The sequence below is a fragment of the Lentzea sp. NPDC102401 genome (assembly GCF_044765805.1).
Taxonomy (GTDB): Bacteria; Actinomycetota; Actinomycetes; order Mycobacteriales; family Pseudonocardiaceae; genus Lentzea; species Lentzea sokolovensis.
This window is the reverse complement of the sequence record NZ_JBIWKS010000003.1, coordinates 560,229-582,055: the sequence shown is the minus strand read 5'-3', so window position 1 is coordinate 582,055 and position 21,827 is coordinate 560,229. Positions and strand designations below refer to the sequence as shown.

General features: G+C 69.0%; 24 protein-coding genes. 7 read left to right on the top strand and 17 right to left on the bottom strand.

The features are described 5' to 3' along the window. Nucleotides 1–52: 52 nt before the first annotated feature. A complete protein-coding gene (locus tag ACIRG5_RS13500; protein WP_402904447.1) occupies nucleotides 53–733 on the top strand; it encodes a DedA family protein in 681 nt (226 codons plus the stop codon). A 159-nt stretch (nucleotides 734–892) separates the two neighbouring features. On the opposite strand, the gene ACIRG5_RS13495 is transcribed toward ACIRG5_RS13500, so the two are convergent. Genes ACIRG5_RS13495 through ACIRG5_RS13480 form a run of 4 tightly spaced genes read right to left on the bottom strand, consistent with a single transcriptional unit; the run spans nucleotide 893 to nucleotide 4,969 of the window. Next, the gene (locus tag ACIRG5_RS13495; RefSeq protein WP_402904445.1) at nucleotides 893–1,309 is read right to left on the bottom strand and encodes a peptidase inhibitor family I36 protein; all 417 of its coding nucleotides are present in this window, start codon (nucleotides 1,307–1,309) and stop codon (nucleotides 893–895) included. 46 nt (nucleotides 1,310–1,355) lie between these two features. Then, nucleotides 1,356–3,476: an ATP-binding protein gene (locus ACIRG5_RS13490; RefSeq protein ID WP_402904443.1), complete on the bottom strand. Its 2,121-nt coding sequence runs from the start codon at nucleotides 3,474–3,476 to the stop codon at nucleotides 1,356–1,358. 48 nt (nucleotides 3,477–3,524) lie between these two features. Beyond that, nucleotides 3,525–4,160: a nucleoside/nucleotide kinase family protein gene (locus ACIRG5_RS13485; RefSeq protein WP_402904441.1), complete on the bottom strand. Its 636-nt coding sequence runs from the start codon at nucleotides 4,158–4,160 to the stop codon at nucleotides 3,525–3,527. Next, nucleotides 4,124–4,969 carry a PfkB family carbohydrate kinase gene (locus ACIRG5_RS13480; RefSeq protein WP_402904439.1) on the bottom strand — a complete coding sequence of 282 codons (846 nt, stop codon included), beginning with the start codon at nucleotides 4,967–4,969 and terminating at the stop codon, nucleotides 4,124–4,126. The genes ACIRG5_RS13485 and ACIRG5_RS13480 overlap by 37 nt, the downstream gene beginning before the upstream one ends. A 34-nt stretch (nucleotides 4,970–5,003) precedes the next feature. Between ACIRG5_RS13480 and ACIRG5_RS13475 the strand changes: the two genes are divergently transcribed. Beyond that, nucleotides 5,004–5,981 (top strand): LacI family DNA-binding transcriptional regulator, encoded by a 978-nt coding sequence (locus ACIRG5_RS13475; RefSeq protein ID WP_402904437.1) that lies wholly within the window; start codon nucleotides 5,004–5,006, stop codon nucleotides 5,979–5,981. Further along, nucleotides 5,975–6,706, top strand: coding sequence for a sugar phosphate isomerase/epimerase family protein (locus tag ACIRG5_RS13470; protein ID WP_402904435.1), 732 nt, complete (start codon nucleotides 5,975–5,977; stop codon nucleotides 6,704–6,706). Before ACIRG5_RS13475 ends, ACIRG5_RS13470 begins: the two co-directional genes overlap by 7 nt. Here the strand turns inward: ACIRG5_RS13470 and ACIRG5_RS13465 are convergent. Genes ACIRG5_RS13465 through pyrE form a run of 4 tightly spaced genes read right to left on the bottom strand, consistent with a single transcriptional unit; the run spans nucleotide 6,696 to nucleotide 9,438 of the window. Continuing rightward, nucleotides 6,696–7,793, bottom strand: coding sequence for a glycoside hydrolase family 76 protein (locus tag ACIRG5_RS13465; RefSeq protein ID WP_402904433.1), 1,098 nt, complete (start codon nucleotides 7,791–7,793; stop codon nucleotides 6,696–6,698). The genes ACIRG5_RS13470 and ACIRG5_RS13465 overlap by 11 nt on opposite strands. A 25-nt stretch (nucleotides 7,794–7,818) precedes the next feature. Next, nucleotides 7,819–8,496, bottom strand: a complete 678-nt coding sequence (locus tag ACIRG5_RS13460) for a TrmH family RNA methyltransferase (RefSeq protein WP_402904431.1) — start codon at nucleotides 8,494–8,496, stop codon at nucleotides 7,819–7,821. Further along, the gene (locus ACIRG5_RS13455; RefSeq protein WP_319976552.1) at nucleotides 8,456–8,824 is read right to left on the bottom strand and encodes a DUF2784 domain-containing protein; all 369 of its coding nucleotides are present in this window, start codon (nucleotides 8,822–8,824) and stop codon (nucleotides 8,456–8,458) included. Before ACIRG5_RS13455 ends, ACIRG5_RS13460 begins: the two co-directional genes overlap by 41 nt. Before the next feature lie 59 nt (nucleotides 8,825–8,883). Further along, nucleotides 8,884–9,438 (bottom strand): orotate phosphoribosyltransferase, encoded by a 555-nt coding sequence (gene pyrE, locus ACIRG5_RS13450; RefSeq protein WP_319976945.1) that lies wholly within the window; start codon nucleotides 9,436–9,438, stop codon nucleotides 8,884–8,886. Between the two features lie 65 nt (nucleotides 9,439–9,503). Here pyrE and ACIRG5_RS13445 point away from each other — a divergent pair, with 65 nt between their 5' ends. Then, nucleotides 9,504–10,055: a hypothetical protein gene (locus ACIRG5_RS13445; protein ID WP_402904429.1), complete on the top strand. Its 552-nt coding sequence runs from the start codon at nucleotides 9,504–9,506 to the stop codon at nucleotides 10,053–10,055. Here ACIRG5_RS13445 and ACIRG5_RS13440 read toward each other — a convergent pair whose 3' ends face one another. The 5 genes from ACIRG5_RS13440 to ACIRG5_RS13420 are packed head-to-tail and all read right to left on the bottom strand — an operon-like array spanning nucleotide 10,056 to nucleotide 13,307. Continuing rightward, complete coding sequence (locus ACIRG5_RS13440) at nucleotides 10,056–10,508, bottom strand: hypothetical protein (RefSeq protein ID WP_402904427.1); 453 nt, start codon at nucleotides 10,506–10,508, stop codon at nucleotides 10,056–10,058. It abuts the gene before it with no gap. Beyond that, a complete protein-coding gene (locus ACIRG5_RS13435; protein WP_360040708.1) occupies nucleotides 10,505–11,398 on the bottom strand; it encodes a hypothetical protein in 894 nt (297 codons plus the stop codon). Before ACIRG5_RS13435 ends, ACIRG5_RS13440 begins: the two co-directional genes overlap by 4 nt. After that, nucleotides 11,395–11,709 carry a hypothetical protein gene (locus tag ACIRG5_RS13430; RefSeq protein ID WP_319976548.1) on the bottom strand — a complete coding sequence of 105 codons (315 nt, stop codon included), beginning with the start codon at nucleotides 11,707–11,709 and terminating at the stop codon, nucleotides 11,395–11,397. The genes ACIRG5_RS13435 and ACIRG5_RS13430 overlap by 4 nt, the downstream gene beginning before the upstream one ends. A 37-nt stretch (nucleotides 11,710–11,746) precedes the next feature. Beyond that, nucleotides 11,747–12,520, bottom strand: coding sequence for an SDR family NAD(P)-dependent oxidoreductase (locus ACIRG5_RS13425; RefSeq protein ID WP_402904424.1), 774 nt, complete (start codon nucleotides 12,518–12,520; stop codon nucleotides 11,747–11,749). A gap of 55 nt (nucleotides 12,521–12,575) precedes the next feature. Continuing rightward, nucleotides 12,576–13,307, bottom strand: a complete 732-nt coding sequence (locus ACIRG5_RS13420; protein WP_319976546.1) for a hypothetical protein — start codon at nucleotides 13,305–13,307, stop codon at nucleotides 12,576–12,578. A gap of 88 nt (nucleotides 13,308–13,395) precedes the next feature. On the opposite strand from ACIRG5_RS13420, the gene ACIRG5_RS13415 reads away from it, so the two are divergent. Then, a complete protein-coding gene (locus ACIRG5_RS13415; protein WP_402904421.1) occupies nucleotides 13,396–14,565 on the top strand; it encodes a cytochrome P450 in 1,170 nt (389 codons plus the stop codon). On the opposite strand, the gene ACIRG5_RS13410 is transcribed toward ACIRG5_RS13415, so the two are convergent. Both ACIRG5_RS13410 and clpB read right to left on the bottom strand, forming a co-directional pair. Next, nucleotides 14,548–14,934: a hypothetical protein gene (locus tag ACIRG5_RS13410; RefSeq protein WP_402904919.1), complete on the bottom strand. Its 387-nt coding sequence runs from the start codon at nucleotides 14,932–14,934 to the stop codon at nucleotides 14,548–14,550. The two genes, ACIRG5_RS13415 and ACIRG5_RS13410, sit on opposite strands and share 18 nt — an antisense overlap. Further along, a complete protein-coding gene (clpB, locus tag ACIRG5_RS13405) occupies nucleotides 14,934–17,516 on the bottom strand; it encodes an ATP-dependent chaperone ClpB (protein ID WP_402904419.1) in 2,583 nt (860 codons plus the stop codon). The genes ACIRG5_RS13410 and clpB overlap by 1 nt, the downstream gene beginning before the upstream one ends. Before the next feature lie 125 nt (nucleotides 17,517–17,641). Here clpB and ACIRG5_RS13400 point away from each other — a divergent pair, with 125 nt between their 5' ends. Then, a complete protein-coding gene (locus tag ACIRG5_RS13400; RefSeq protein WP_402904417.1) occupies nucleotides 17,642–18,025 on the top strand; it encodes a VOC family protein in 384 nt (127 codons plus the stop codon). On the opposite strand, the gene ACIRG5_RS13395 is transcribed toward ACIRG5_RS13400, so the two are convergent. Continuing rightward, nucleotides 17,923–19,590, bottom strand: a complete 1,668-nt coding sequence (locus tag ACIRG5_RS13395) for an MDR family MFS transporter (RefSeq protein ID WP_402904415.1) — start codon at nucleotides 19,588–19,590, stop codon at nucleotides 17,923–17,925. The genes ACIRG5_RS13400 and ACIRG5_RS13395 overlap by 103 nt on opposite strands. Nucleotides 19,591–19,782: 192 nt before the next feature. After that, a complete protein-coding gene (locus tag ACIRG5_RS13390) occupies nucleotides 19,783–20,406 on the bottom strand; it encodes a pyridoxamine 5'-phosphate oxidase family protein (protein ID WP_402904413.1) in 624 nt (207 codons plus the stop codon). 314 nt (nucleotides 20,407–20,720) lie between these two features. Between ACIRG5_RS13390 and ACIRG5_RS13385 the strand changes: the two genes are divergently transcribed. Then, nucleotides 20,721–21,824 (top strand): FAD-binding oxidoreductase, encoded by a 1,104-nt coding sequence (locus ACIRG5_RS13385; protein ID WP_319976539.1) that lies wholly within the window; start codon nucleotides 20,721–20,723, stop codon nucleotides 21,822–21,824. Nucleotides 21,825–21,827: the final 3 nt, after the last annotated feature.

The following is a 21,827-nucleotide window of genomic DNA, read 5'->3' as shown; positions in this document are numbered from 1 at the left end:
TGACTCGGCGTGCTCAATCCAGATTTCGCCCACCCGTTAACCCGATGTCGCCATGCCGCTCGCACAGCACGACGTAGGCTGGCTCACCGTGGCGCATGCTTTCGCCTCGCTGGAGACCGCGGGTCCGGTGGCCGTCTGGGTCATCGTGCTGAGCTTCATCTTCGTCGAGTGCGCTTTCATCTTCGGGCTCTTCCTGCCCGGTGACTCGCTGCTGTTCGCGGCCGGTGTGGTGCTGGCAACGCACAACAGCGAGTTGTCGGCATGGCTGCTGTCCCTCGCGGCTCTGATCATCGCCGTCGTCGGCAACCAGGTCGGCTACTTCATCGGCCGGGGCACCGGCACGCGCATGCTCGCCCGCAAGGGCGGCAAGGTGCTGAACCGGCAGAACCTGAAACGCGCCGGCGACTTCCTCGACCGGCGCGGTTTCTGGGCTGTCGTGCTCGCCCGCTGGATCCCGTGGATCCGCACGCTGGCACCGGTGATCGCGGGCGCGGCCAGGATGGACCTGCGCCGGTTCACGCTGGCCACGACCATCGGTGCGATCGCGTGGGTGCCGACGCTGGTGCTGGCCGGCTATTACGGCGCGGGCGTCCTGCAGACGTTCCCGTGGCTCGAGACGGCGGCGATCGTCGTCAGCATCGCGTTCTTCCTGGGCGGCACCGGCTGGGGCATCTGGCGCTACCGCGAGGAGATGAAGAAGCCGATCGACGAGACCGTCGACGTCGCGTCCTAGTGGTGTGGCTCGGAACGTTGCCGGGGGAATTCGCGGTCAGACGGGTGCATCGTGGTGCCGCCCCCACGTCCTCGTACTGGTTGTACGGGGGCGTGGGGGCGGCGCCGCGAGGCGCCCTGCTGAGCGTGGATTACCTCGCCAACGTTCCGAGACGCGCCACTAGATGAACATGTGTGACGCGTTCTCGTAGTAGGTGTTGTCGAGGTTGCGGCAGGTGTTGGCCGGGACCGTGTCGTACTTGCCGCCGTAGCCGCTGTTGAAGTACACGCGGATGTCACGGTCGGTCGTGTTGCACGCCGACGCGGCGTTGTTCTTGACGCACTTCAGGTAGCCCGCCGCGCTCGGCTTCTTGAACTCGTAGCAGGTCGGCTGTGAGTCGCCGTAGTTCGAGATGTTCCCGGTGAAGTCCGAGAGCGATCCGCCGAAGTAGCTGAAGTGGTAAAGGCAGAACTCGTTGTCGTTGCAGACGCCGTCGCGCGCCGCGGCCGAGGCGGCAGGCGTGGCGACGGTGACGGCCACGGCGGCGAGTGCGCCGGCGACGGCCGTCCTGGCGAGTTTCCTCGAGAAGTTGTTCATGCCGTTGATGGTTGCGAGAACGCAAGGACCTCGACAGCGACAACCTCTACGAAGAACCTCCACATTTCGCGAGGTGCTGCCGCAGACTCGCCTGCCGTCTCAGGTCGCCGTGCCGCTCGGCGATGCCCAGGCCGCGGCGCAGCGTCTCGACCGCCGCCGCACGGTCCCGGCGCTGCAGGTGCACCAGCCCCAGCTCCTCCAGGCACGCGACCTCGCCGGTCGGGTCTCCTCCCTCGCGGAACAGGTGCAGGCTCCTGGCCAGCGCCGTCGCGGCGTCCTCTGTCCGGCCTGACCGGCGGTGCAGCGCGCCGATCCGGTGCAACACGCCCGCACAGACCCGTTCGTCGCTCTCCTGGGAGTTCAGCCGCAGGCTTTCCAGGTAGCAATGGAGCTCGCGCTCGTGGTCACCGCGCTTGCCGTAGGCGCTGCCCAGCTGTTCCAGGACCGCGGCCTCGACGCACTTCAGCCCCAGCTCGCGTGCCACGGCCAGGCTTTCCTCACCGGTCTCGACGGTGTCCATCACCTCGCTGAGGTTGGTGAGGCAGACCGCCACGCCGTTGGTGTCGCCCAGCTCCCGGAACGAGGCAAGGGCGCGGTGCAGGGGGCCGGCATCGCCCAGCGCGACACCCAGGTCCATCTCGACGATCGCGTGCGCCAGCGGGTCGCTCGTCGCGGGCAACGCCAGCGCGCACAGCTCGGCCCAGTCCGCGCGATGGCCGCGGCTCAGGTAGTACGGGAACAGCCCGGTCGCGAGCCGGACCAGCGCCTGTGCCGGCACACCGGGCGTCCGGCAGAGGTCGGCCAGGTGCGGGCGGTGCTCGTCGAGCCACGCGAAGGCCGCCGCGGCCGTGGTGAAGTCAGGGGCGCCGGCGGTCCACGCCGGGTCTGCCCAGGTCCCGCGGAAGCTGTGCGGCACGGCCAGCGCCACCGACCGCCACGCCACCGCGACGAACAGGTCCGCGACCCTGCCGAGCGCCTCGGCGTCCGCGGGCTGTTCCCGCGCGTAGGTCCGGACGAGGTCGTGCATCCGGTAGCGGCCCGGCGTCGTGGCCTGCAACAGGTGCAGGTCGGCCAGCCGTTCCAGCACCAGTTCGGCGGCGAGCCCGTCCACGTCGAGCAGGCGGGCGGCGACCGATAGCGAGATGTCCTCGAAGACGCCGAACAGCGTGAACGCGCTCTGGTCGGAGGGGTCCAGCTGGTCGACGGACACGGCGAAGCTCGCCCGGATTCCGGCGTCGTCGCGGTCCAGCTCGTCGAGCCTGCGCACGGCCAGGCGGCGCGCGAGGTGGGCGATCGGCCAGGCCGGGCGGGACGCGAGCCGGGCACCGGCGAGGTGGACGGCGAGCGGCAGCCGTCCGCACTGCTCCACCACCTGCACCGCCGACGACGGGTCAGCGCCGGTCCGTTCCGGTCCCGCGTAGGCCGCCAGCAGGTCGAGCGCCTCGCGTTCGGGCAGCACGTCCAGCCTCAGGTGATGGGCCTGCGGCAGGGTGTCCATGGCCCGGCGGCTGGTCGCGACCGCCGCGCACCCGACGGTGCCGGGCAGCAGCGGCTGGATCTGACCGGCCGTCGCCGCGTCGTCGAACACGAGCAGCACCCGCCGCCCTGCCAGCGCGGACCGGAACCGCGCGGCCGTCTCGGCCAGCGTTCCGCCGTGGTCGGGCCGGCCGAGAGCACGCAACAGCTGACCCAGCGCGTCCTCCGGCGGAAGGCTCGCGCGCAGGTCCAGGTAGAGCTGACCGTCGGGGAAGAGGTCACCGACGCGATGGGCCACGTGCAGCGCGAGCGACGTCTTGCCGACGCCGGCCATGCCCGAGACGACCACGACACCCGACCGTTCCACCAGGCCGGTCAGCTCGGCGACCTCGGCCTCCCGCCCGGAGAACCGCACCGGCGCGGCGGGCAGTTGCCGGACCGGTGCGCACGACGCGCGGCGCGGTCTGGGCGTGCGGGCGGCGGCCGCGGCGAACTCGGCCCGTTCGTCCGCGCCCAGGCCGAGCGCGTCGGCGAGCCGCAGCACCGTGGCGCGATGAGGATGGCGCCGGTCGCCCCGTTCCAGGGAACCGATGGCCTGACCGCTCAGGCCCGCCTTCTCGGCCAGCGCCTCCTGGGTGAGTCCGGCGGCGATCCGGTGGTGGCGCAACAGGATTCCCAGCACAGAGTCCACGGTTCATCCCCCCGCGGCAGAGCACGCACGGACCAGCGATCCGGTTGCCTACAGGACTTCGGTGATCAGCAGGTCCGCCGATCCCTTGGACGAGTTCACCATCAACGCGTTGACGTGGTCCGTGCCGTGCAGCACGCGTTCCTTCGCCTCCGACAGGGTGCGCCCGTACCGCAGATGGCGGTCGATCAGCCGTTGCACGCGCACGTCCTCGTCGATGAACAGGAACCACGCCTCGTCCAGGATGATCCGGACTCGTTTCCACTTGTCGTAGTTGAGCAGCAGGTAGTTGCCCTCGGTCACGACGAGCGGGACGTCCGGGTGCACCGGCACGGCGCAGGCGACCGGTTCCTCGATCTCGCGGCGGAACTCCGGCGCGTAGATCATGTCCGGCCCGCACGCCTTGATCCGGCCGAGCAGGTCCACGTAGCCGGGGATGTCGAACGTGTCGGGCGCGCCCTTGCGTTCCACCAGCCGCAGCCGTTCGAGCTCGCTCTGCGCGAGGTGGAATCCGTCCATCTCGACCAGCACGGCCTGACCGTCGAGTGCCTCGACGAGCCGCCGCGCGAGTGTCGACTTGCCCGAACCGGGTGCGCCGCCGATGCCGAGAATCTTGCGCTCACCCTGATCGGTGAGAACTCGAGCCCGTTCTAGCAGCTCGTCGAACCTGACCTGCTGTCCTGCCACCGCGCCAGCCTCTCAACCCAGTCCCCGACCGCACCGACGCGAACGGCGGCCGCCTCCGAGGCGAAGCCGATGGCAGCCACCGGGTCCGCTCCTGACGCGAGCGCGTAGGCGTACGCGCCGTGCCAGACGTCGCCGGCACCGTTCGTGTCCTTCACCTCCACCGCGGGCACGGGCAGCTCTCCCGACGAGCCGTTCCGCGACCAGGTGACCGGCTTCGCACCCTGCGTGCGAATGACCAGCGGCACCCCGTAGGAGTGCACCTCGGCCTCGGACCGCTCGAACCCGTGAGAGCAGGCGGCCACGTCCACCAGCGGCAACAGGTGATCGAGGACAGGTTTCCAGCTCCCGGCGTCGAGCACCACAGGCAATCCCATGGCTTTCGCCCGCCGGGCGACGGGGATCACCAGGCCTTCGTGGTGTCCGTCCAAGAGCACCACGTCCGCAGCATCCAGAAGATCAGACAAATCCGGCGCCTCCACCGGCACCGACGCGTTGCGGGAAACGACCGTGCGCTCCCCATCAGCGTCTCTGACGACGACCATGCTCACGGGCGTCGTGCCCGGCACCGCCGTCACTTGAACCGGTTCCAAGGAAGCCCGGACGAATTCACCCAGTGCGTCGGCGCCCAACGCGGTGAGCAACGCGGCCCGTCCGCCCAGTGCCGCGACCGCGCGGGCCGCGTTGGCCGCCGGACCGCCGGGCGACAGCACCGCGCCGAGAGAGCGGATCTTCTGGCCCGGTTCCGGGAACGCGTCCACCCGTTGGGTCACGTCGAGAGTTGTGAGCCCGACACACAGCACGGCTGCCATCTGGGCTTCCTCCAAACGGGTAAGGTCCCGAGCCATGGTCACCATGCGGGATGTAGCGGCTCTCGCGGGAGTCTCCATCACCACGGTGTCACACGTGATCAACGAGACGAGGCCGGTCGCAGGGGACACGCGCGAGCGCGTCCAGAAGGCGATCGACGAGACCGGGTACACGGGGGACGCGATCGCGCGTTCGCTGGTCATGGGCGGCACGAAGTCGCTGGGCCTGGCCGTGTCACTGGTCTCCCACCCGTACTTCGCCGAGCTGATCGCCGCCATCGAGTCCGAGGCGACTCGCAACGGCTATTCGCTCGTGCTGATCGACACGAGAGACACCCCCGAGTCCGAGCAGACGGCGGTCAGAACGCTGCGCTCGCGAAGAGTCGACGGGTTGCTGCTCACACCGTCCGCCGGCACCGGGGGAAGCCTCGTGCTGCCGGAGCTCAAGCGGCTGAACATCCCCACCGTGCTGGTGGACCGGCTGACCGTGGCCAAGGACATCGACCAGGTCGGGCCGGAGAACGTGCAGGCCACCTCGGGTCTGGTGAAGCACCTCGCGGAACTGGGGCACCGGCGGATCGGCATCGTCTGCGGCCAGGCGGGCGTGGCGACGACCGAGGAACGCATCCTCGGCTACCGCCTCGGCCTCGGCCGCGCGGGCCTGAAGTGGGACGAGGCCCTGGTCTCGCAGAGCGGCTGGCTCGCGCCGCTGCTCGACCAGGAGGACCCGGCCACGGCCGTCGTCGCGGCGGACCACCTCGTCACGGTCGGCATGCTGCACGAGGCGCGCGCCCGCGGCCTGAAGCTCGGCACGGACCTGGCCGTCGTCGCCTACGACGAGGTCGAGTGGGCCACGTTGATAGAACCGCCGCTCACCACGCTGGCCCAGCCGGTCGAGGAGATCGGGCGGACCGCGGTGAAGCTGCTGCTCTCCCGCATCGCCGACCCGCAACGGCCGCCGGAGACCATCCGGCTGGCGCCCTCCCTGCGGCACAGGCAGTCCTGCGGATGCTGATCCCCGGACTCGTCTCGGTGACGTTCCGGCAGCTCACGGTCTCCGAGATCGGTGAGCTGGCGACGGAGTGCGGGCTGCGGGCCGTCGAGTGGGGCGGCGACGTGCACGTGCCGCCCGGCGATGTCGCGGCGGCACGGCGGGCTTTGGACACCGGCCTGAGAGTGGCCGCGTACGGGTCGTACTACCGCGCCGGTGTCTCCGATCGTGCCGACCTGGCGCCGATCCTGGAGACCGCGGCCGAACTGGACGCGCCGTTCGTGCGGGTCTGGGCCGGCACCGCGGGGTCGGCCGAGTGCCCCGACCGCGGTCCGGTGATCGAGGCCCTGCAGCACGCCGTGGAGCACGCGGACGCGCTGGGCACGAAGATCGCGCTGGAGTACCACCCGAACACGCTCACGGACACGCTCGACTCGGCGGTGCGGCTGCTCGACGAGGTCGACGGAGTGGTGTCGTACTGGCAGCCGCGCGGGGGCCAGGACGTGTTCTCCGCCGTGCACGAGGTGCGGACGCTGGAACCGGTGACGGCGCACGTCTTCTCGTGGGGCTCCGGCGGCTTCAAGGAGCGGTTCCCGCTCGCCGAACGCCGTGACCTGTGGAAGCCGGTGCTGACCGAGCTCGCGCGTGACGGCGTCGAACGCAACGCGCTGCTGGAGTTCGTGCTGGACGACTCGCCGGAGCGGTTCCGCGAGGACGCCAGGACGTTGCTGAGCTGGCTCAGGCAGTAGCGACGTTCAGGCCGTGCCGTTCGAGCAGGGCGGCCGCCTCCAGGCACATCCAGCCACCGAGCTGGACGGACAGGTCGCGGCCTTCCTTCTCGTCCGCTGGGACCGTCCACTCCGGACCGAACAACGGGCCGCTCACCGCCATCACGCGGTTGTTCCACGCCGCTTCCGCCGACTGCACGACGAGTTCCCTGGCCAGATCGGCGGTCTCGTGCCGTTCGGGATCGAGGTCGGGGATCGTCAGCGCCGCCTCGGCGAGGTAGCGGGTGAGGATGCCCGCGAACAGGCCGCCGTCGCCACCACCCTGGCCCCGGATCACGCCGTTGGTGGCGAGGTCGTCGTGGACGGCGGTGATCGTGCGGGCGGCCTTGTCGAGCCACTTGTCCTGCTGGCCGTGCTTGGCCAGTTCGACGCACGCGCCGATCAGAACCCCTTGGCAGTACGTGTAGATGTTCTTCTCGTACTCGCGGATCTCGCCGTTGGGGTGGACGTGCAGGCCGTCCCACGCGAGGCCGTTGCCCGGATCGACGAGGTGCTCCTCGACCCAGTCCACGATGGACCGAGCGCGGGCGAGGTCGGTGCGTTCGTTCTGGCGGGCCAGGAAGATCGCCGCGGGGCCGTTCGCGGGAACGTTCTTGAAGTCGTCGTTGCGCTTCCACCAGATGCCGCCGCCGGCGTGGTCGGTCCAGCCGTCCCGCAACCGCACGGCGATCGCGTCGAGCGCCTTGGGCTTCGCGATGCCGACCTCGTTCTGAGCGCGCTGCAGGGCGAGGCCGAGCCAGGCGATGTCGTCGTAGAAGTCATTGGTCCAGCCCAGGACGTTGCGCACCCTGATGCCCCGCACGACCTTCGCGATGGCCGCCTTGCGCAGCTCGTTGGGCGAGCGCAGGTAGCCGTCGATCATGCAGTCGAGCAGATGCGCCTGCCACCAGTAGTTGAAGCTGGTGTGGATCTTGTCTCTGAAGAGCGGGGGCCACGCCCGCGCCCCGAGAAGCGTGCCCGGCACACCCCAGACCCGCCGAAGGTGCCTGGAGTACACCGCGCGCTCCGCGACACCCGCGCGTGCCGCCAGCAGTTTCGCGATCACCACCAGGTCATCGTGCGTGCTTGACCGATCAAGAAGCTCGGTGAATCACCCAGTGGTAGAGGCCCATGGCCACAGAAGTTGTGAGGTTGTAACTGCTGACCTTCTCGCGCATGGGCAGCCGGACGATCCTGGACGCCTTCTCGCGGACTTCGGCGGACAGGCCGTGGCGTTCCGAGCCGAACGCCAGCACGGCGTCGTCCGGGATCGGGCCTTTCAGCAGGTCACCGTCCGCGTCGAACGCGATGAGCTCACCTGTGAAGTCCAGGCTGCCGACCTTGGCGACCGGCAGCGCGAAGTGCAGCCCGGCCGATCCCCGCAGCACGTTGGGGTGCCACGGGTCGACATCGCCGGTGGAGATCACGCCACCCGCGTCGAGGCCGGCGGCCACCCGGATCGCGGCACCGAAGTTGCCGAGGTTGCGCGGGTTGTCGAGCAGGACGATCGGGGCATCCCGGTCGAACGCCAGCTCCGGCTTCTCCGCGAACCCCGCCACACCCGTCGGGTGCGTGCGGCCGACACGGAGCTTGAAGTGGTTCTGGTCGACCTCTGTGGCGGCCGCGAACCGCTCGCGCAGATCAGGTGCGTGCGTCTCGGCGAGGCTGATCGCGGCGGCGAGGTCCGTCGTGATCAGCGGGTGCACATCGGCGCCGAAGCGCAACGCGTGCTTAACAGCGTGAAAGCCTTCGAGCAGCACGGTGACCAGCATAGAAGCCGACCCACGAGATGATCACGATCGACCCCAGCACGAGCTGGACCAGCGTCGACGCGCTCTCCGGGTACCAGACGCCGTCGATGTAGTGGTCGATGAAACCCGTGCCCAGCGGCGGCATGCCCGCCTGCGCGCGGAAGTACTCCTCCGCGGTCGTCAGCGGGCACGTCACCGGCACCAGCAGACTGAGAATCGCCCACGCACCGATCGCCAGGTGCGGGTAGATCACGCCGCGCCACCGCCATGCCGCGTACCCGCCCACGAGCAGGAACGCCAGCACCGCGAAGTGCAACGTCATGACCGCCTCAGCGAACAATCTGGCCATTCGCACCACCCCGTCCTCCAGCCTAGGACGGGGTGGCTCGAAGCGCTCTCGATAAAACCTCAGGCGAGCCCGAGATCGTTCAAATCGAGCAGGTAGCGGTACGGCAGACCCTCGGCCTCGATGGCCTCCTTGGCGCCCGTGCCGCGGTCGACGACGGTGGCGACGCCGATGACGTCAGCCCCGTGTTCGCGCAGCGCAGCGACGGCCGTGAGCACCGAACCGCCGGTGGTGGAGGTGTCCTCGACCGCGAGCACGCGCTGCCCACGCACGTCGATGCCCTCGATCTGCCGCTGCATACCGTGCGCCTTGTTCGCCTTGCGCACGACGAACGCGTCGAGCACGTCACCGTCGGCTCCGGCGGAATGCATCATCGCGTAGGCGACGGGGTCCGCGCCGAGCGTCAAACCGCCGACCGCGACGAAGTCCCAGTCGGACGTGAGCTGCCGCAACAGCCTGCCGATCAACGGGGCCGCCGCGTGGTGCAGCGTCGCCCGCCGCAGGTCGACGTAGTAGTCGGCTTCCTTGCCGCTGGAGAGGGTCACCTTGCCGTGCACCACGGCCAATTCGCTCACAAGACGAGCGAGTTCTGACTTCGCGTTCGCGTCCAAGACCACTTCAGTTCGCACGGGTCGTCAGCTTCGCACACCCTCGCCGTCGCTGCCTCGTACCCTGCATCACTGTGAGCACCCTCTACGTCGAACAGCCGTGGACCTCCATGAGCCTGTTGTTCCGGCCGCACTACCGGGTGGAGGTGTTCGACGAGCACGACACGCCGGTCATGGTGGTCAGGGAGAGCAGCGGACCAGGCCTGCAGCGACCGTTGCGGCACACCGGGTTCTCCGGCTGGACGTCGTTCGACCTCGACGTGGTCGCGCCGCACGGCCAGCCGATCATGCACATCGCCAAGCAGTTCGGACGACGCCCGCACGTGCGGGTCAGCACCCCGGCCGGTCAGTTGATCGGGACCATCAAGACGCACGGCGCGTGGAAGCAGTCGCTGCACGACCCGAACGGTCAGCAACTCTGCTTCTTCACCGACATCGGGCGGATCGACACCGGCGCACGGGCCAAGCGGCACGGCAAGCGCGTCCGCCGGGACCGCGTCCAGATCAACCCCCAGGTCACCGAGCCGCTGCGCTCGCTGGCGACCGCCTGCGCGGTCGCCTTCGACGTCGTTCGCGGCACCGGGACCCGCCACACCAGCAGTGGCGGCGTGGACTGGCCCGTCTGACTACCAGGCGTCCTTGCGGAAGTGGCTCGGGCCGTCGTCGGGTTCGTCGTCGTCACGGCGCGGCCTGGGCGGCGGCTGCGGGGCGGGGTTGCCCGACTCGATGATGTCGTCGATGTCCTGGCCCTCCTCGATCGCGCGGTAGGCGCGCTGGAGGTCGGGCACGCCGACCGCGAGCGCCTGCTGCACGCCGGGGTCGTTGATCGCACGGCCCGCGGCGACGTCGGCCCACGACATCTCACCTGCGTCCACGCGCCGTTGGAGGTCCTTGAGCTCCTTCGGCGCGCCCGGCGACTTCGCGAACCGTTCGATCGCGGCGAGGTCCTGTTCGGAGAGTCCCCGCGACCGGCGCTGCACGTGCGAGGCGGCCGTCGCGACCTTGCCCAGGTCGTCGATCCGGGAGTCCACCTCGGAGAACAGCGCCTGCAGTCGCGCCTGGTCGTAGGGGAACGTCACTGCTGACCCCCGCCGGTGGGTGCGGGTGCCGGAGCGGGCGCGGGAGCCGGGGCCGAACTCGACCGGCCCGACGCGGCGGAACCGGCCTTGCCCAGGCTGTAGGCACCGAGGCCGACACCGATCGCGCCGGACTTCGCGGCGGACACACCGTTGTCGAACTTCTGCTTGCCGTCCTGCACGCCGTCGACCGCGTCGAGCGCGTCGTTCACGTTCCTGACGTCCTTGAGCTTCATCAGCGCCGTGCCCATCGCGACAATGCCGTCGACCATGCCCTTGACGCCCTCGATCAGCGTCATGATCGACTGGATGATCTTGCGGATCGCGTCGACGATCTGGATGGCGTCGTAGACCATCCACACCGCGCGGCCCCAGCCGACGACCGGGATCACCGCGGTCATGGCGGCTTCGAGCAGCATCGTGCAGAGCTTGTCGAGCAGGAACAGCGCGATCTTCGTGGCCGACCGGCACGCCGAGGCCATCGACTGGAACTTGTTGCCGATGATCCGGGCGACCTGGGAGTCCGCCTCGATCGCGATGACCCACATGGTGTCCATGCGGCGCTCGAACGCCTGCGCGGCACCGCCGTTCCAGTGCGGGTTGAGCTGACCGACGCCGTCACCGACGTTGTGCCGCACGGAGTCCAGCGCCTTGGCGACCTGGTCCCACGCGTTGGCGTTGGCGTCGATCTTCTCGAAGTCGCCGACCAGCGGGCTGATCAGCGACTCGATCAGGTTCTCGCCGGTGACCTTCTCGTAGATCCAGTTGACGCCCTGGAGCTTCCAGCCTGCGGCCTCGATCAGCTCCTTGGTGGTCTGCCGGCCAGGGCGGTCCTCGGCGGCGGCGCTGAGCGCGACCGACGGGTCCTGGACGTCCGCGTACGCCGTGGTCATCGGCCACCTCCCGCACCCTGGATCAGCTTGAGGCCGTACTGGTCGACCTTCTCGTAGGAGTCCGCCGTCTTCCTCAGGGCGTCGGCGTCCTTGAGCATCGTCTTGTTGGCGAAGTCCAACGTCTCCCCGTAGAGGTTCGCGACGCCGGTCACGACGGGGTGCAGCAACGTCAGCAGGCCGGTGAACCCGCTGGTGTCACCGCCCTTGGAGATCGCGTGGTCCTTGATGGTCAGAAAGTGCTGGGCGTTGCGGTCCAGCAGTTCGCTGTACCCGCGCAGCTCGTCCGGTTCGACATGGAACTGTTCGCTCACGAGGGCTCCGACGCGCCGTTAGGCCGAACGGTTCCGCTCAGGTGCGACCGCGACCGCCCGCGAACCGCGACGCCATCCTGCGCACGAACGGCCGCGGCAGCAGCCTCGTGATGGTCACGATCGCCTTGTACTGGAGGCCGGGGATCGACAACGGCTTGCCCCGTCGCAGGTCGCGCAGGGCCTCGTGGACCAGCTTGTCGGCGTCGACGTAGAGCCAGTCCGGCGTCTTCGACATGTCGATCTTCGCGCGCTGGTGGAACTCGGTCTTCACGAAACCGGGGGCCAGCGCCATGATCCGCACGCCGGTGCCCTCGGCCGCGAGCGACATGCCCTCGGAGAACGTGGTCACCCACGCCTTGTCCGCGCTGTAACTGGTGCCGCGGCCGGGCAGGAAGCTGGCGACGCTGGACACGTTGATCACGTCGCCCTTGCCGCGCGCGATCATCGCCGGGATGGCGGCCCTGCTCAGCCGCAGCACCGTGGCGACGTTGACGTCCAGCTGGGCCTGGAGCTTCTCGATGTCGGCCGCGAAGAACTCGCCGGTGTTCGCGAAGCCAGCATTGTTGACCAGCAGGTCGACGGCCGACTCGGCCAGCCGCTTCTCGACCTTGAGCCGGTCCTCGTGGTCGCTGAGGTCGGCCGGCAGAACGTCGACGTGGACGCCGTGCCGGTCGTGCAGCTGCTTCGCGAGTTCCTCGAGCGCGGACGCGGTGCGCGCGACCAGTACGAGGTCATATCCCTCGGCCGCGAGCCTGCGGGCGAAGGCGGCCCCGATCCCGACGGTCGATCCGGTCACCAGTGCGGTTGGCATGCCACCGAACGGTAGTCGGAAACCCGGTGATCACCCAACGTCCAGCGGCCTCCGGTCAGGGCTTGCGGCCGAACGACGGCCGGTAGACCTCGCCACCCTCGTCGTCCTCCGCCACCGGTTCCTCCCGCTCGGAGGGGTCCGGGTCGAACGGGTCGATGACGTCCGCCAGCTCACCGACGTCGCGCAGCAGCCGTTCCAGGCGTGCGGGCGACGAGTTCGGCGGGGCGGCGGCCAGCACCCAGTCGTTCTCCATCCAGACGACCGTGACGTCGCCACCGATCTCCTCGGCGGCGTCGATCAGGTCCGGCGTGATGATCTTGCGAGCCGCCGGGACGTCCGTGACGAACGCGTACCGCGAGCCCACCGGCCCGAGCAGGTCGGGCATCGGCATCTTGTCGTTGTCGCGCTGGAACGGGACCGTCGACAGCCACAGTTCGATCACCACCGACAGCGCCCTGCGACAGCGCACGCCGACCAGCACGGAGTTGACCTTGCCGCCGGTCTCGTGATCGAGCACGTAGACCTGCCTGCGGCCGTCCGCGGTGAAGGTGGAGCCCGCGACGACGTCACGGGCGAGACCCGTGCCGTAGTACGCGATGGCTCCCGCTTCCCAGCGGGTCGGCAGCACGTGGTCTGTCTCCTCGAACTGCCAGCCGCGCAGAGCAGCCCAACGGCGCCGTTCACGATTACGCGCGGTTCGTTGCGCCCGGTCGGTCGCGAGCAGGGCAAACCCCGCCACGCCCGCCACCGCGGCGACGGTGAACCAGACCCACGCCGGTATGCCCACAGCCAGAGCCTAGTGGGTCGGGGGCGAGGAACGAAGATCACTTCCGCGCGTCGTGAACTGGACGTGCCGAATCGGCGTGCTTCATAGCATGTCTGCCACGTTCCCGTTCACCACGCCACGCTCGTTGGACAACGAGCCGGAGGCGCAGAGACTCCTCGCCTCCGAGGGGCCCGTCGTGCTCGCGAAGATGGGTCCGATCGACATCTGGCTGGCGCTGTCGCACGCCGCCTGCAAGCAGGTCCTGACCGATCCGCGGTTCAGCCGTGAGGAGGCCACGCGCCCTGGTGGCCCCGTCACGATCCCGTCCGGGGCCAACCCGCTGGTGCTCACCTCGCTGGAGGGACGCCGGCACAACCGCATCCGCAAGCTCATGGCCTCCGCGTTCAGCCCGCGCATGGTCGCCGCACTGCGACCGCGGGTGCAGACCATCGTCGACGAGTTGCTCGACTCCCTGGAGTCACCCGCCGACCTGGTGGCGGGCCTCTGCACCCCGTTGCCGACGACGGTGATCTGCGAACTGCTCGGAGCGCCCTACTCCGACGCTCTGGACATCCGCCGGTGGACGGGCGTGCTGATGACGTCCGCGCTCACGCCGGAAGAGCTTCGTCAGGCCGAGAACGACATGCAGGGTTACCTCGCCGACCTGGTCGAGGAGAAGCGGCTTCGCCCGGACGACAAGCTGATCACCGCGCTCGTCGGGGCCCACGACGAGGGCGGCCACCTGACGTCGGCCGAGATGCTGGCGAACCTCCAGATGTTGCTGGCCGCCGGGCACGACACCACCGTGAACCAGCTGGGCAACTCGCTGCTGACACTGCTGAGGCACCCTGCGGAGTTGCGCCGGCTGATCGATGATCCGGCGTTGATCGGCACGGCCGTCGACGAACTGCTGCGGTTCTCGCGGTTGATGGCGGCGACCCTGCCTCGGGTCACCACCGAGGCCGTGGAACTGGCCGGCGTGCACCTGGAAGCCGGGGCGGCCGTACTGCCGATCCTCTCCTCGGCGAACCGGGATCCCGCGGCGTTCCCGGATCCGGATCGGCTGGACCTGGGCAGGGACGACGCCGCACCCGTCGCGCTCGGGTACGGGCCGCACCACTGCCTCGGCGCACAGCTCGCGAAGCTGGAACTGCGGGTCGCGCTGACGTCGGTGGTGAAGAGGTTCCCCGGACTGCGCCTGGCCGTCGACGAGTCCGAGCTGACGTACCGGATGGAGACCAACGTCCGTGCGCTGGTCTCGCTACCCGTGGCCTGGTGACCGCGGCACCACGACGACCTGGTCCGCGTCCTCGTAGACGACGCGGCCGGGATCGTCGCTGGTCAGTCGCTCCCATCGCACTCCGTGCGCGTCGAGGAGGGCGAGGTAACCCGGCAGCCGTTCCACCAGGTGTGTCGCCTCCGCCTTGAACCACGCGCGGGCAGCGGGGTTGACCTCCCGGTCGTAGACCGTCGGGTCGACCGTCGACGGATCGACGTAGGCGGCGTTGTACCAGGCGTTGTTGACGCGCACGAACTCTTCTTGCTCCGCGGTGAGCTCACCACGCCGGCGCAGGCCGTTCACCAGTCCGAAGACTCCGGAGAAGTTCCCGTTGGCGTTGGCCTGCGCCGCCTGATACCTCACGAACATCACGCGGTGCGGCCCACGATCAGGCCGCTGTTGTCGTCCAGCACGTCGACCCGCACGGTGTCACCGTCGCGCACCTCACCGGCCAGCAACTCCTTGGCCAGTTGGTCGCCGATCGCCGACTGCACCAGCCGTCGCAGCGGCCGGGCGCCGTAGATCGCGTCGAAACCGTTCAACGCCAGCCAGTCGCGGGCCGACGGCGTGACCTCCAGCGTCAGGCGACGGGCCGCGAGCCGGTCCGCCAGGCGAGTGATCTGGATGTCCACAATGGACGTCAGCTCCTCGGTGGCGAGCGCGTGGAAGACCACGACGTCGTCCAGCCGGTTCAGGAACTCCGGCTTGAAGTGCCGTTGCACCACGGCCATCACGGCGTCCTTGCGTTCCCGCTCGGTCAGCGACGGGTTCACGATGGTCTGCGAACCCAGGTTCGAGGTGAGCACCAGGATCGTGTTGCGGAAGTCGACGGTGCGGCCCTGGCCGTCGGTCAGGCGGCCGTCGTCGAGGACCTGCAGCAGCACGTCGAAGACGTCCGGGTGGGCCTTCTCGACCTCGTCCAGCAGCACGACCGAGTACGGGCGGCGGCGGACCGACTCGGTGAGCTGGCCGCCCTGGTCGTAGCCGACGTAGCCGGGAGGCGCGCCGACCAGGCGGGCCACCGAGTGCTTCTCGGAGTACTCGCTCATGTCGATGCGGATCATCGCCCGCTCGTCGTCGAACAGGAACGCCGCCAGCGCCTTCGCGAGCTCGGTCTTGCCGACGCCGGTGGGGCCGAGGAACAGGAACGAGCCCGTCGGGCGGTCCGGGTCCGCGACTCCGGCGCGCGTGCGGCGCACCGCGTCCGACACGACCCGCACCGCTTCGGCCTGGCCGACGACCCGGCGCGCGAGTTCGTCCTCCATCCTCAGCAGCTTGGCGGTCTCGCCCTCCAGCAGGCGGCCGGCCGGGATGCCGGTCCACGCCGCCACGACATCCGCGACGTCGTCCGGGCCGACCTCCTCCTTGAGCATCGCATCGGCCTGTGTGGATTCCGCGGCAACGGAGAGTTCCTTCTCCAGCTGGGGAATCCGGCCGTAACGGAGTTCGGCGGCGCGACCGAGGTCGCCATCGCGCTCGGCCCGTTCCGACTCGCCGCGCAACGACTCCAGCTGCTCCTTCAGGCCGCGGACGCGGTCGATGGAGCCCTTCTCGTTCTGCCACCTGGCCGTCAGCGCGGAGAGCTCCTCGCGCTTCTCCGCGAGCTCGGCGCGCAGGGCGTGCAGCCGTTCGACCGACGCCGCGTCGGACTCCTTGGCCAGCGCCATCTCCTCGATCTCCAGGCGCCGCACGGCACGTTCGACGGTGTCGATCTCGACGGGCCGGGAGTCGATCTCCATGCGCAGCCGGGACGCGGCCTCGTCGACGAGGTCGATGGCCTTGTCCGGCAGGAAGCGCGCGGTGATGTAGCGGTCGGACAGCGTGGCGGCGGCGACGAGGGCGGCGTCGGTGATGCGCACGCCGTGGTGCACCTCGTAGCGCTCCTTGAGCCCGCGCAGGATGCCGACCGTGTCCTCCACCGACGGTTCGCCGACCAGCACCTGCTGGAAGCGGCGTTCCAGGGCGGCGTCCTTCTCGATGTGCTCGCGGTACTCGTCCAGGGTCGTGGCACCGACCATGCGCAGCTCACCGCGGGCCAGCATCGGCTTGATCATGTTGCCGGCGTCCATCGCCGACTCACCGGTCGCGCCCGCACCGACGATCGTGTGCAGCTCGTCGATGAACGTGATGACCTGCCCGGCTGAGTCGGTGATCTCCTTGAGCACGGCCTTGAGCCGTTCCTCGAACTCACCGCGGTACTTGGCGCCCGCGACCATCGAGCCGAGGTCCAGGGACACGACCTTCTTGCCGCGCAACGACTCCGGCACGTCACCGGCCACGACGCGCTGCGCCAGGCCCTCGACGATCGCCGTCTTGCCGACGCCGGGCTCGCCGATCAGCACGGGGTTGTTCTTCGTGCGCCGCGACAGCACCTGCACGACCCGGCGGATCTCGGCGTCACGGCCGATCACCGGGTCGAGCTCGCCCTTGCGCGCGCGTTCGGTCAGGTCGACGCCGTACTTCTCCAGCGCCTTGTAGGTGCCTTCGGGATCGGCCGACGTCACCCGCGCCGAGCCACGCACCTTCGCGAAGGCGTCGGTCAGCGCGTCGGGCGTCGCACCGTGCCGCCGCAGCAGGTCGGCCACCTGGCCACCGTGCTGCGCGAGCCCCACGAGCAGGTGCTCGGTGGACACGTACTCGTCACCCATCTCGGTGGCGAGCTCCTGGGCCTTCCCGATCACCCGCACGGCGTCGCGCGAGAACTGCGGAGCGGACACGGTCGAGCCGGAAGCACTCGGCAACGAGCGGGAGAGCTGCTCCAGCTCCTTGCGCACCTGGGCGGGGTCGGCGCCCACGGCCGACAGCAACGGGGCGGTCAACCCGTCCGTCTGCGCCAGCAGTGCACTGAGCAGGTGCACGGAACCCACGTCCGGGTTCCCGTTCAGCGTCGCGGCCTGCACCGCCGCGGACACGGCCTGCTGCGTCTTGGTCGTCGGGTTGAAAGCGTCCATTCCTCCACCTCGTGGTCAGCCACCAGCATGGACCATCATCCCGTACAACGTCAGAAAAGTTGAGTGTGTTCCGCTCAACCTTGAAATCGGTCCAGATCACACGCCGGCTAGGCGAAGATCAGTTCATGACCTCAATCATCCACAGCATCACGATCGACGCGCGCGACTCCTACGAGATCGCCTCCTGGTGGAGCAAGGTGCTGGGCCTGCCTCTGCACCCCGACGACAACCCCGGCGACCCCGAGTCCATGATCGAACTGCCGAACGGCGTCCGCTACCTGTTCATCAACGTGCCCGAGGGCAAGGAACTGAAGAACCGGCTGCACCTGGACCTGCAGCCGGCTGACAACACCCGCGACGAGGAGGTGGAACGCCTCGTCGGCATCGGCGCGACGGTCTTCGACGATCAGCGCAGGCCCGACGGCACCGGCTGGGTGACCCTGCGCGACCCCGAGGGCAACGAGTTCTGCGTGGAACGCAGCGCAGCCGAACGCGCCGCGACCTCCTGATCGCTGTCACTCGAAAGCACCAACAGCTTGTCCACAGCGGGCACCGACTTGTCCACAATCCGCTGGTCAGTATCCACAGGCGAATCAAGCTCAGTGGCGACCGTCTGTGCACCAGAACCCGTTGGAGTGACAATTTCGTCTTCCACCGAGTCCCGCAGCGGCTGCTCCTTGATCAGCAGGACCGCGATCACCGTGAACACCGCCAGACCGGCGGCGATGAGGAACAGCTCACCCATCGCGTCGCCGTAGGAGTCCCGTACGACTGGGGAGAGGGAACCGCGGTCGAGCGTCTTCGTGCTCACCGAGGCGGCCAGCACCGCCCCGAGCACCGAGACGCCGGCCGTCCCGCCCAGCGACCGCAGGAACGTGGCCGTGGAGCTCGCGGCCCCGAGATCGGCCATCCCCACGCCGTTCTGCACGGCCAGCACCAGGTTCTGCATGGTCAGCCCCACCCCGACGCCGACCAGCGCCAGGTAGCCGCCCATCAGCACGAGGTTGGTCCGGTGGTCGATGGTCCCGAGCAGCGCCAGCCCGATGACCAGCGAGAACGAGCCCCAGACCAGGTAGCTCTTCCACCGGCCGCTCCTGGCGATCAGCTGCCCGCTCACGGTGGACGAGATGCTCAGGCCGAGCACCAGCGGCACGGTCAGCAACCCGGCCTTGGTCGGCGAGAACCCGCGCGCGATCTGGAAGTACTGCCCCATGAACACCGAGGCCCCGAACATCGCCGTGCCCACCGCGACGCCGCCCAGCATCGCCAGCACCACGGTCCGGTTCTTGAACAGGTGCAGCGGGATGACCGGCGCGGACGCCCGCCGTTCCACGAAGTAGGCACCCACGATCGCGAGCACCGCACCGGCGACGAACAGCGCGCTCTCCGCGCTGATCCAGGCGAAGTCCTTGCCCGCGAACGACACCCACATCAGCACCAGGCTCACGCCGCCGGTGATCAGCGTGGCACCCAGGTAGTCGATCTTCACGTGCTGCTTGCGGACCGGCAGGTGCAGCGTCTTGTGCAACACGGCCAGCGCCACCAGCGCCAGCGGCACGCAGACGAAGAAGCACCAGCGCCAGCCGGGCCAGTCGACGAGGAACCCGCCGACCAGCGGCCCGCCCACGGTCCCCGCCGAGATCACCATGCCGGTGTAGCCGCTGTAGCGGCCGCGTTCGCGCGGGCTGAGCAGCGCGCCGACGACGACCTGCCCCAGGGCCTGCACACCACCCATCCCCAGCCCCTGGAGGACCCGGAACGAGATGAGTTGCTCCATGTTCTGACTGAACCCGGACAGCACCGAGCCGACGACGAAGATCACGATCGCCGCCTGCAACAGCTTCTTCTTGTCGAACAGGTCCGCGAGCTTGCCCCACAGGGGCGTGCTGGCGGTGGACGCGAGGAGCATCGAGGTGATGACCCAGGTGTACTGGGTCTGCGTGCCTTTGAGCTCGGCCAGGATCGTCGGGAGAGCGTTCGAGACGATGGTGGAGCTGAGGATCGCGACGAGCAGCGCCACCCAGATGCCGGACAGCGCTTCGAGGATCTCCCGATGCGACGAGGGCCGGTTCAAGCACACCTCCAGTAGTTAGTTGATGCCATACAACTATATCTGGAGATAGTTAGCTAGGCCAACTAATTCGGTGGCTGATGGGTCACACCCCAGCGTCGCGCCGCCCGCTCGAGCCGCGGTCTCGCCCGACCTCACGCGACAGCCCCCGCCACCCGCGCGAAGACGCGGATGACGGGGGCTGCGAGCAGCGGTTCAGCTGTCGGCGTTGCTCATCCGGTCCGCCTTGACCCCGAAGAAGTCGCCGCCCTTGCTCTTGACGTCGTCGGTGCCCCAGTTCCGGACGCGGTCGACCGGGACCATCCGCGGGATGTGCTTGCGGCAGTGGACGTAGGCCTCCTGCACCTCGACCACCACCCAGCGCTCCACCTTCTTGTCCTCGGTCTCGAACTCCTCACGAGGCACGATGCGGGCGCGGCCGTTCACGTGCAGCCCGATCAGGTCGTCGGCGAAGTCCACCATCAGCATCCCGACGTGCGGGTTCTCCATGATGTTGCCCAGCGAGGCCATCACGCCGTTGCCCCGGTACTCGGGGTAGGCGACGGTCCGCGAGTCGATCACGCGCAGGAACCCCGCCGGGCCCGCCCGCAGCGTCGAGTCGCACTCCCCGTCGGCGTCAGCGGTCGAGATGAAGGCCATCTCCATCCGGCCGACGAACTCGGCCATCGCGGGGTTGAGGTGGTCCAGCACCTGGTCCGTGTAGAAGCGCGTAGCGCGATCGGACGTCTCCAGGGCACATTGGAGGAAGTGCTCACCGCGTGAGCCGGGAAGCTCGTCACGGTCAGGTGAGGTGGTATCAGTCAACTCAGGCAGGGACACGCGCCCAACCCAAGCACGCAAGCACGCAACCCGGTACAGACGGACCCTCACATTCACACTGTTGCGGTAACAACTACTCACCTAGAGTGACCATGCTTCGCTCAAAGGTGGCATCAAGGAGTCAAACAGCCCGATCAGGGGTTACTGTCCACCCTGTCGGGGGACGGATGCTTGACGAGGACGAACAGCGCCTTGCCGGCGCCACTGAACGCCAATGAGAACGTGGAGACTGCGCGCGGACCATGACTGCGAACGCTGTGCTGAGCCCCATCCCTACCCCGCCCCACCGAGAACCCCCGCCTGGTGTCACCGCGATGGTGCGGATGATCCGGGAGAGCTTCGCGGTGGTGGAGCCGCACTCCGAAGAAGTGGCGAAGTTCTTCTACGGAATGCTCTTCTCGCTCTCGCCTGCCACACGCGAGATGTTCCCCGCGAACATGGAGGTGCAACGCAGCCGTCTGCTGCGCGCCCTCGTGCACGTGGTGCAGATGGTCGACCGCCCGGACGACCTCATCCCCTTCCTGCGTCAGCTGGGTCGTGACCACCGCAAGTTCGGTGTCATCAACGTCCACTACGAGGCGGTCGGGACCGCACTGCTGTCCGCGGTGAAGAAGTTCTCCGGCGCCGCCTGGACGCCCAAGGTCGAGATGGCGTGGGCCGAGGCCTACACCCTCATGGCCAGGGCGATGCAGGAGGCGGCCGACGCCGACAACGGGCCCGCGTACTGGCACGCGACGGTGCTGGAGCACCAGCGCGTCTCGTGGGACCTGGCCGTCGTCCGGCTGCAACCGGACCACCCCGTCAGCTACAAGGCCGGTCAGTACGTCAGCGTGGAGACGCCGCAGCGCAAGCGCCTGTGGCGGTACTACTCGCCGGCGAACGCACCGCGCGAGGACGGCGTCATCGAGTTCCACATCCGGTCCGTCGACGGCGGCTGGGTGTCCCGTTCGGTGGTCGGCCACACGCAGGCCGGCGACACCTGGCGGATCGGACCGCCGATGGGACGTCTGTCGGTCGACCGCACGGCCGGCTCGGACATCCTGATGGTGGCCGGTGGCACGGGCGTCGCGCCGATGCACGCGATCATCGACGAGATGGCGCAGTTCGGCGAGAACCCGCGCGTGCACCTGTTCTACGGCGGCCGCACCCGCGAGGACCTCTACGACCTGGACAACCTGCAGCGCATCGCGACCACGAACCCGTGGCTCACGGTCGTGCCGGTGCTGGAGTCGGACCCCGGCGTCCGAGGTGTTGAGCAGGGCAGCCTCGCCGACGTGGTCACCCGTTACGGCGCGTGGGAAGAGCGCGACGTCCTGGTCTGCGGCAGCCCAGCCATGATCAGATCGACGGTGTCCCGCATGCTCGTCGCCGGAACTCCTCTCGACCGGATCAAGTACGACCCGTTCACGCTGGACTAAACT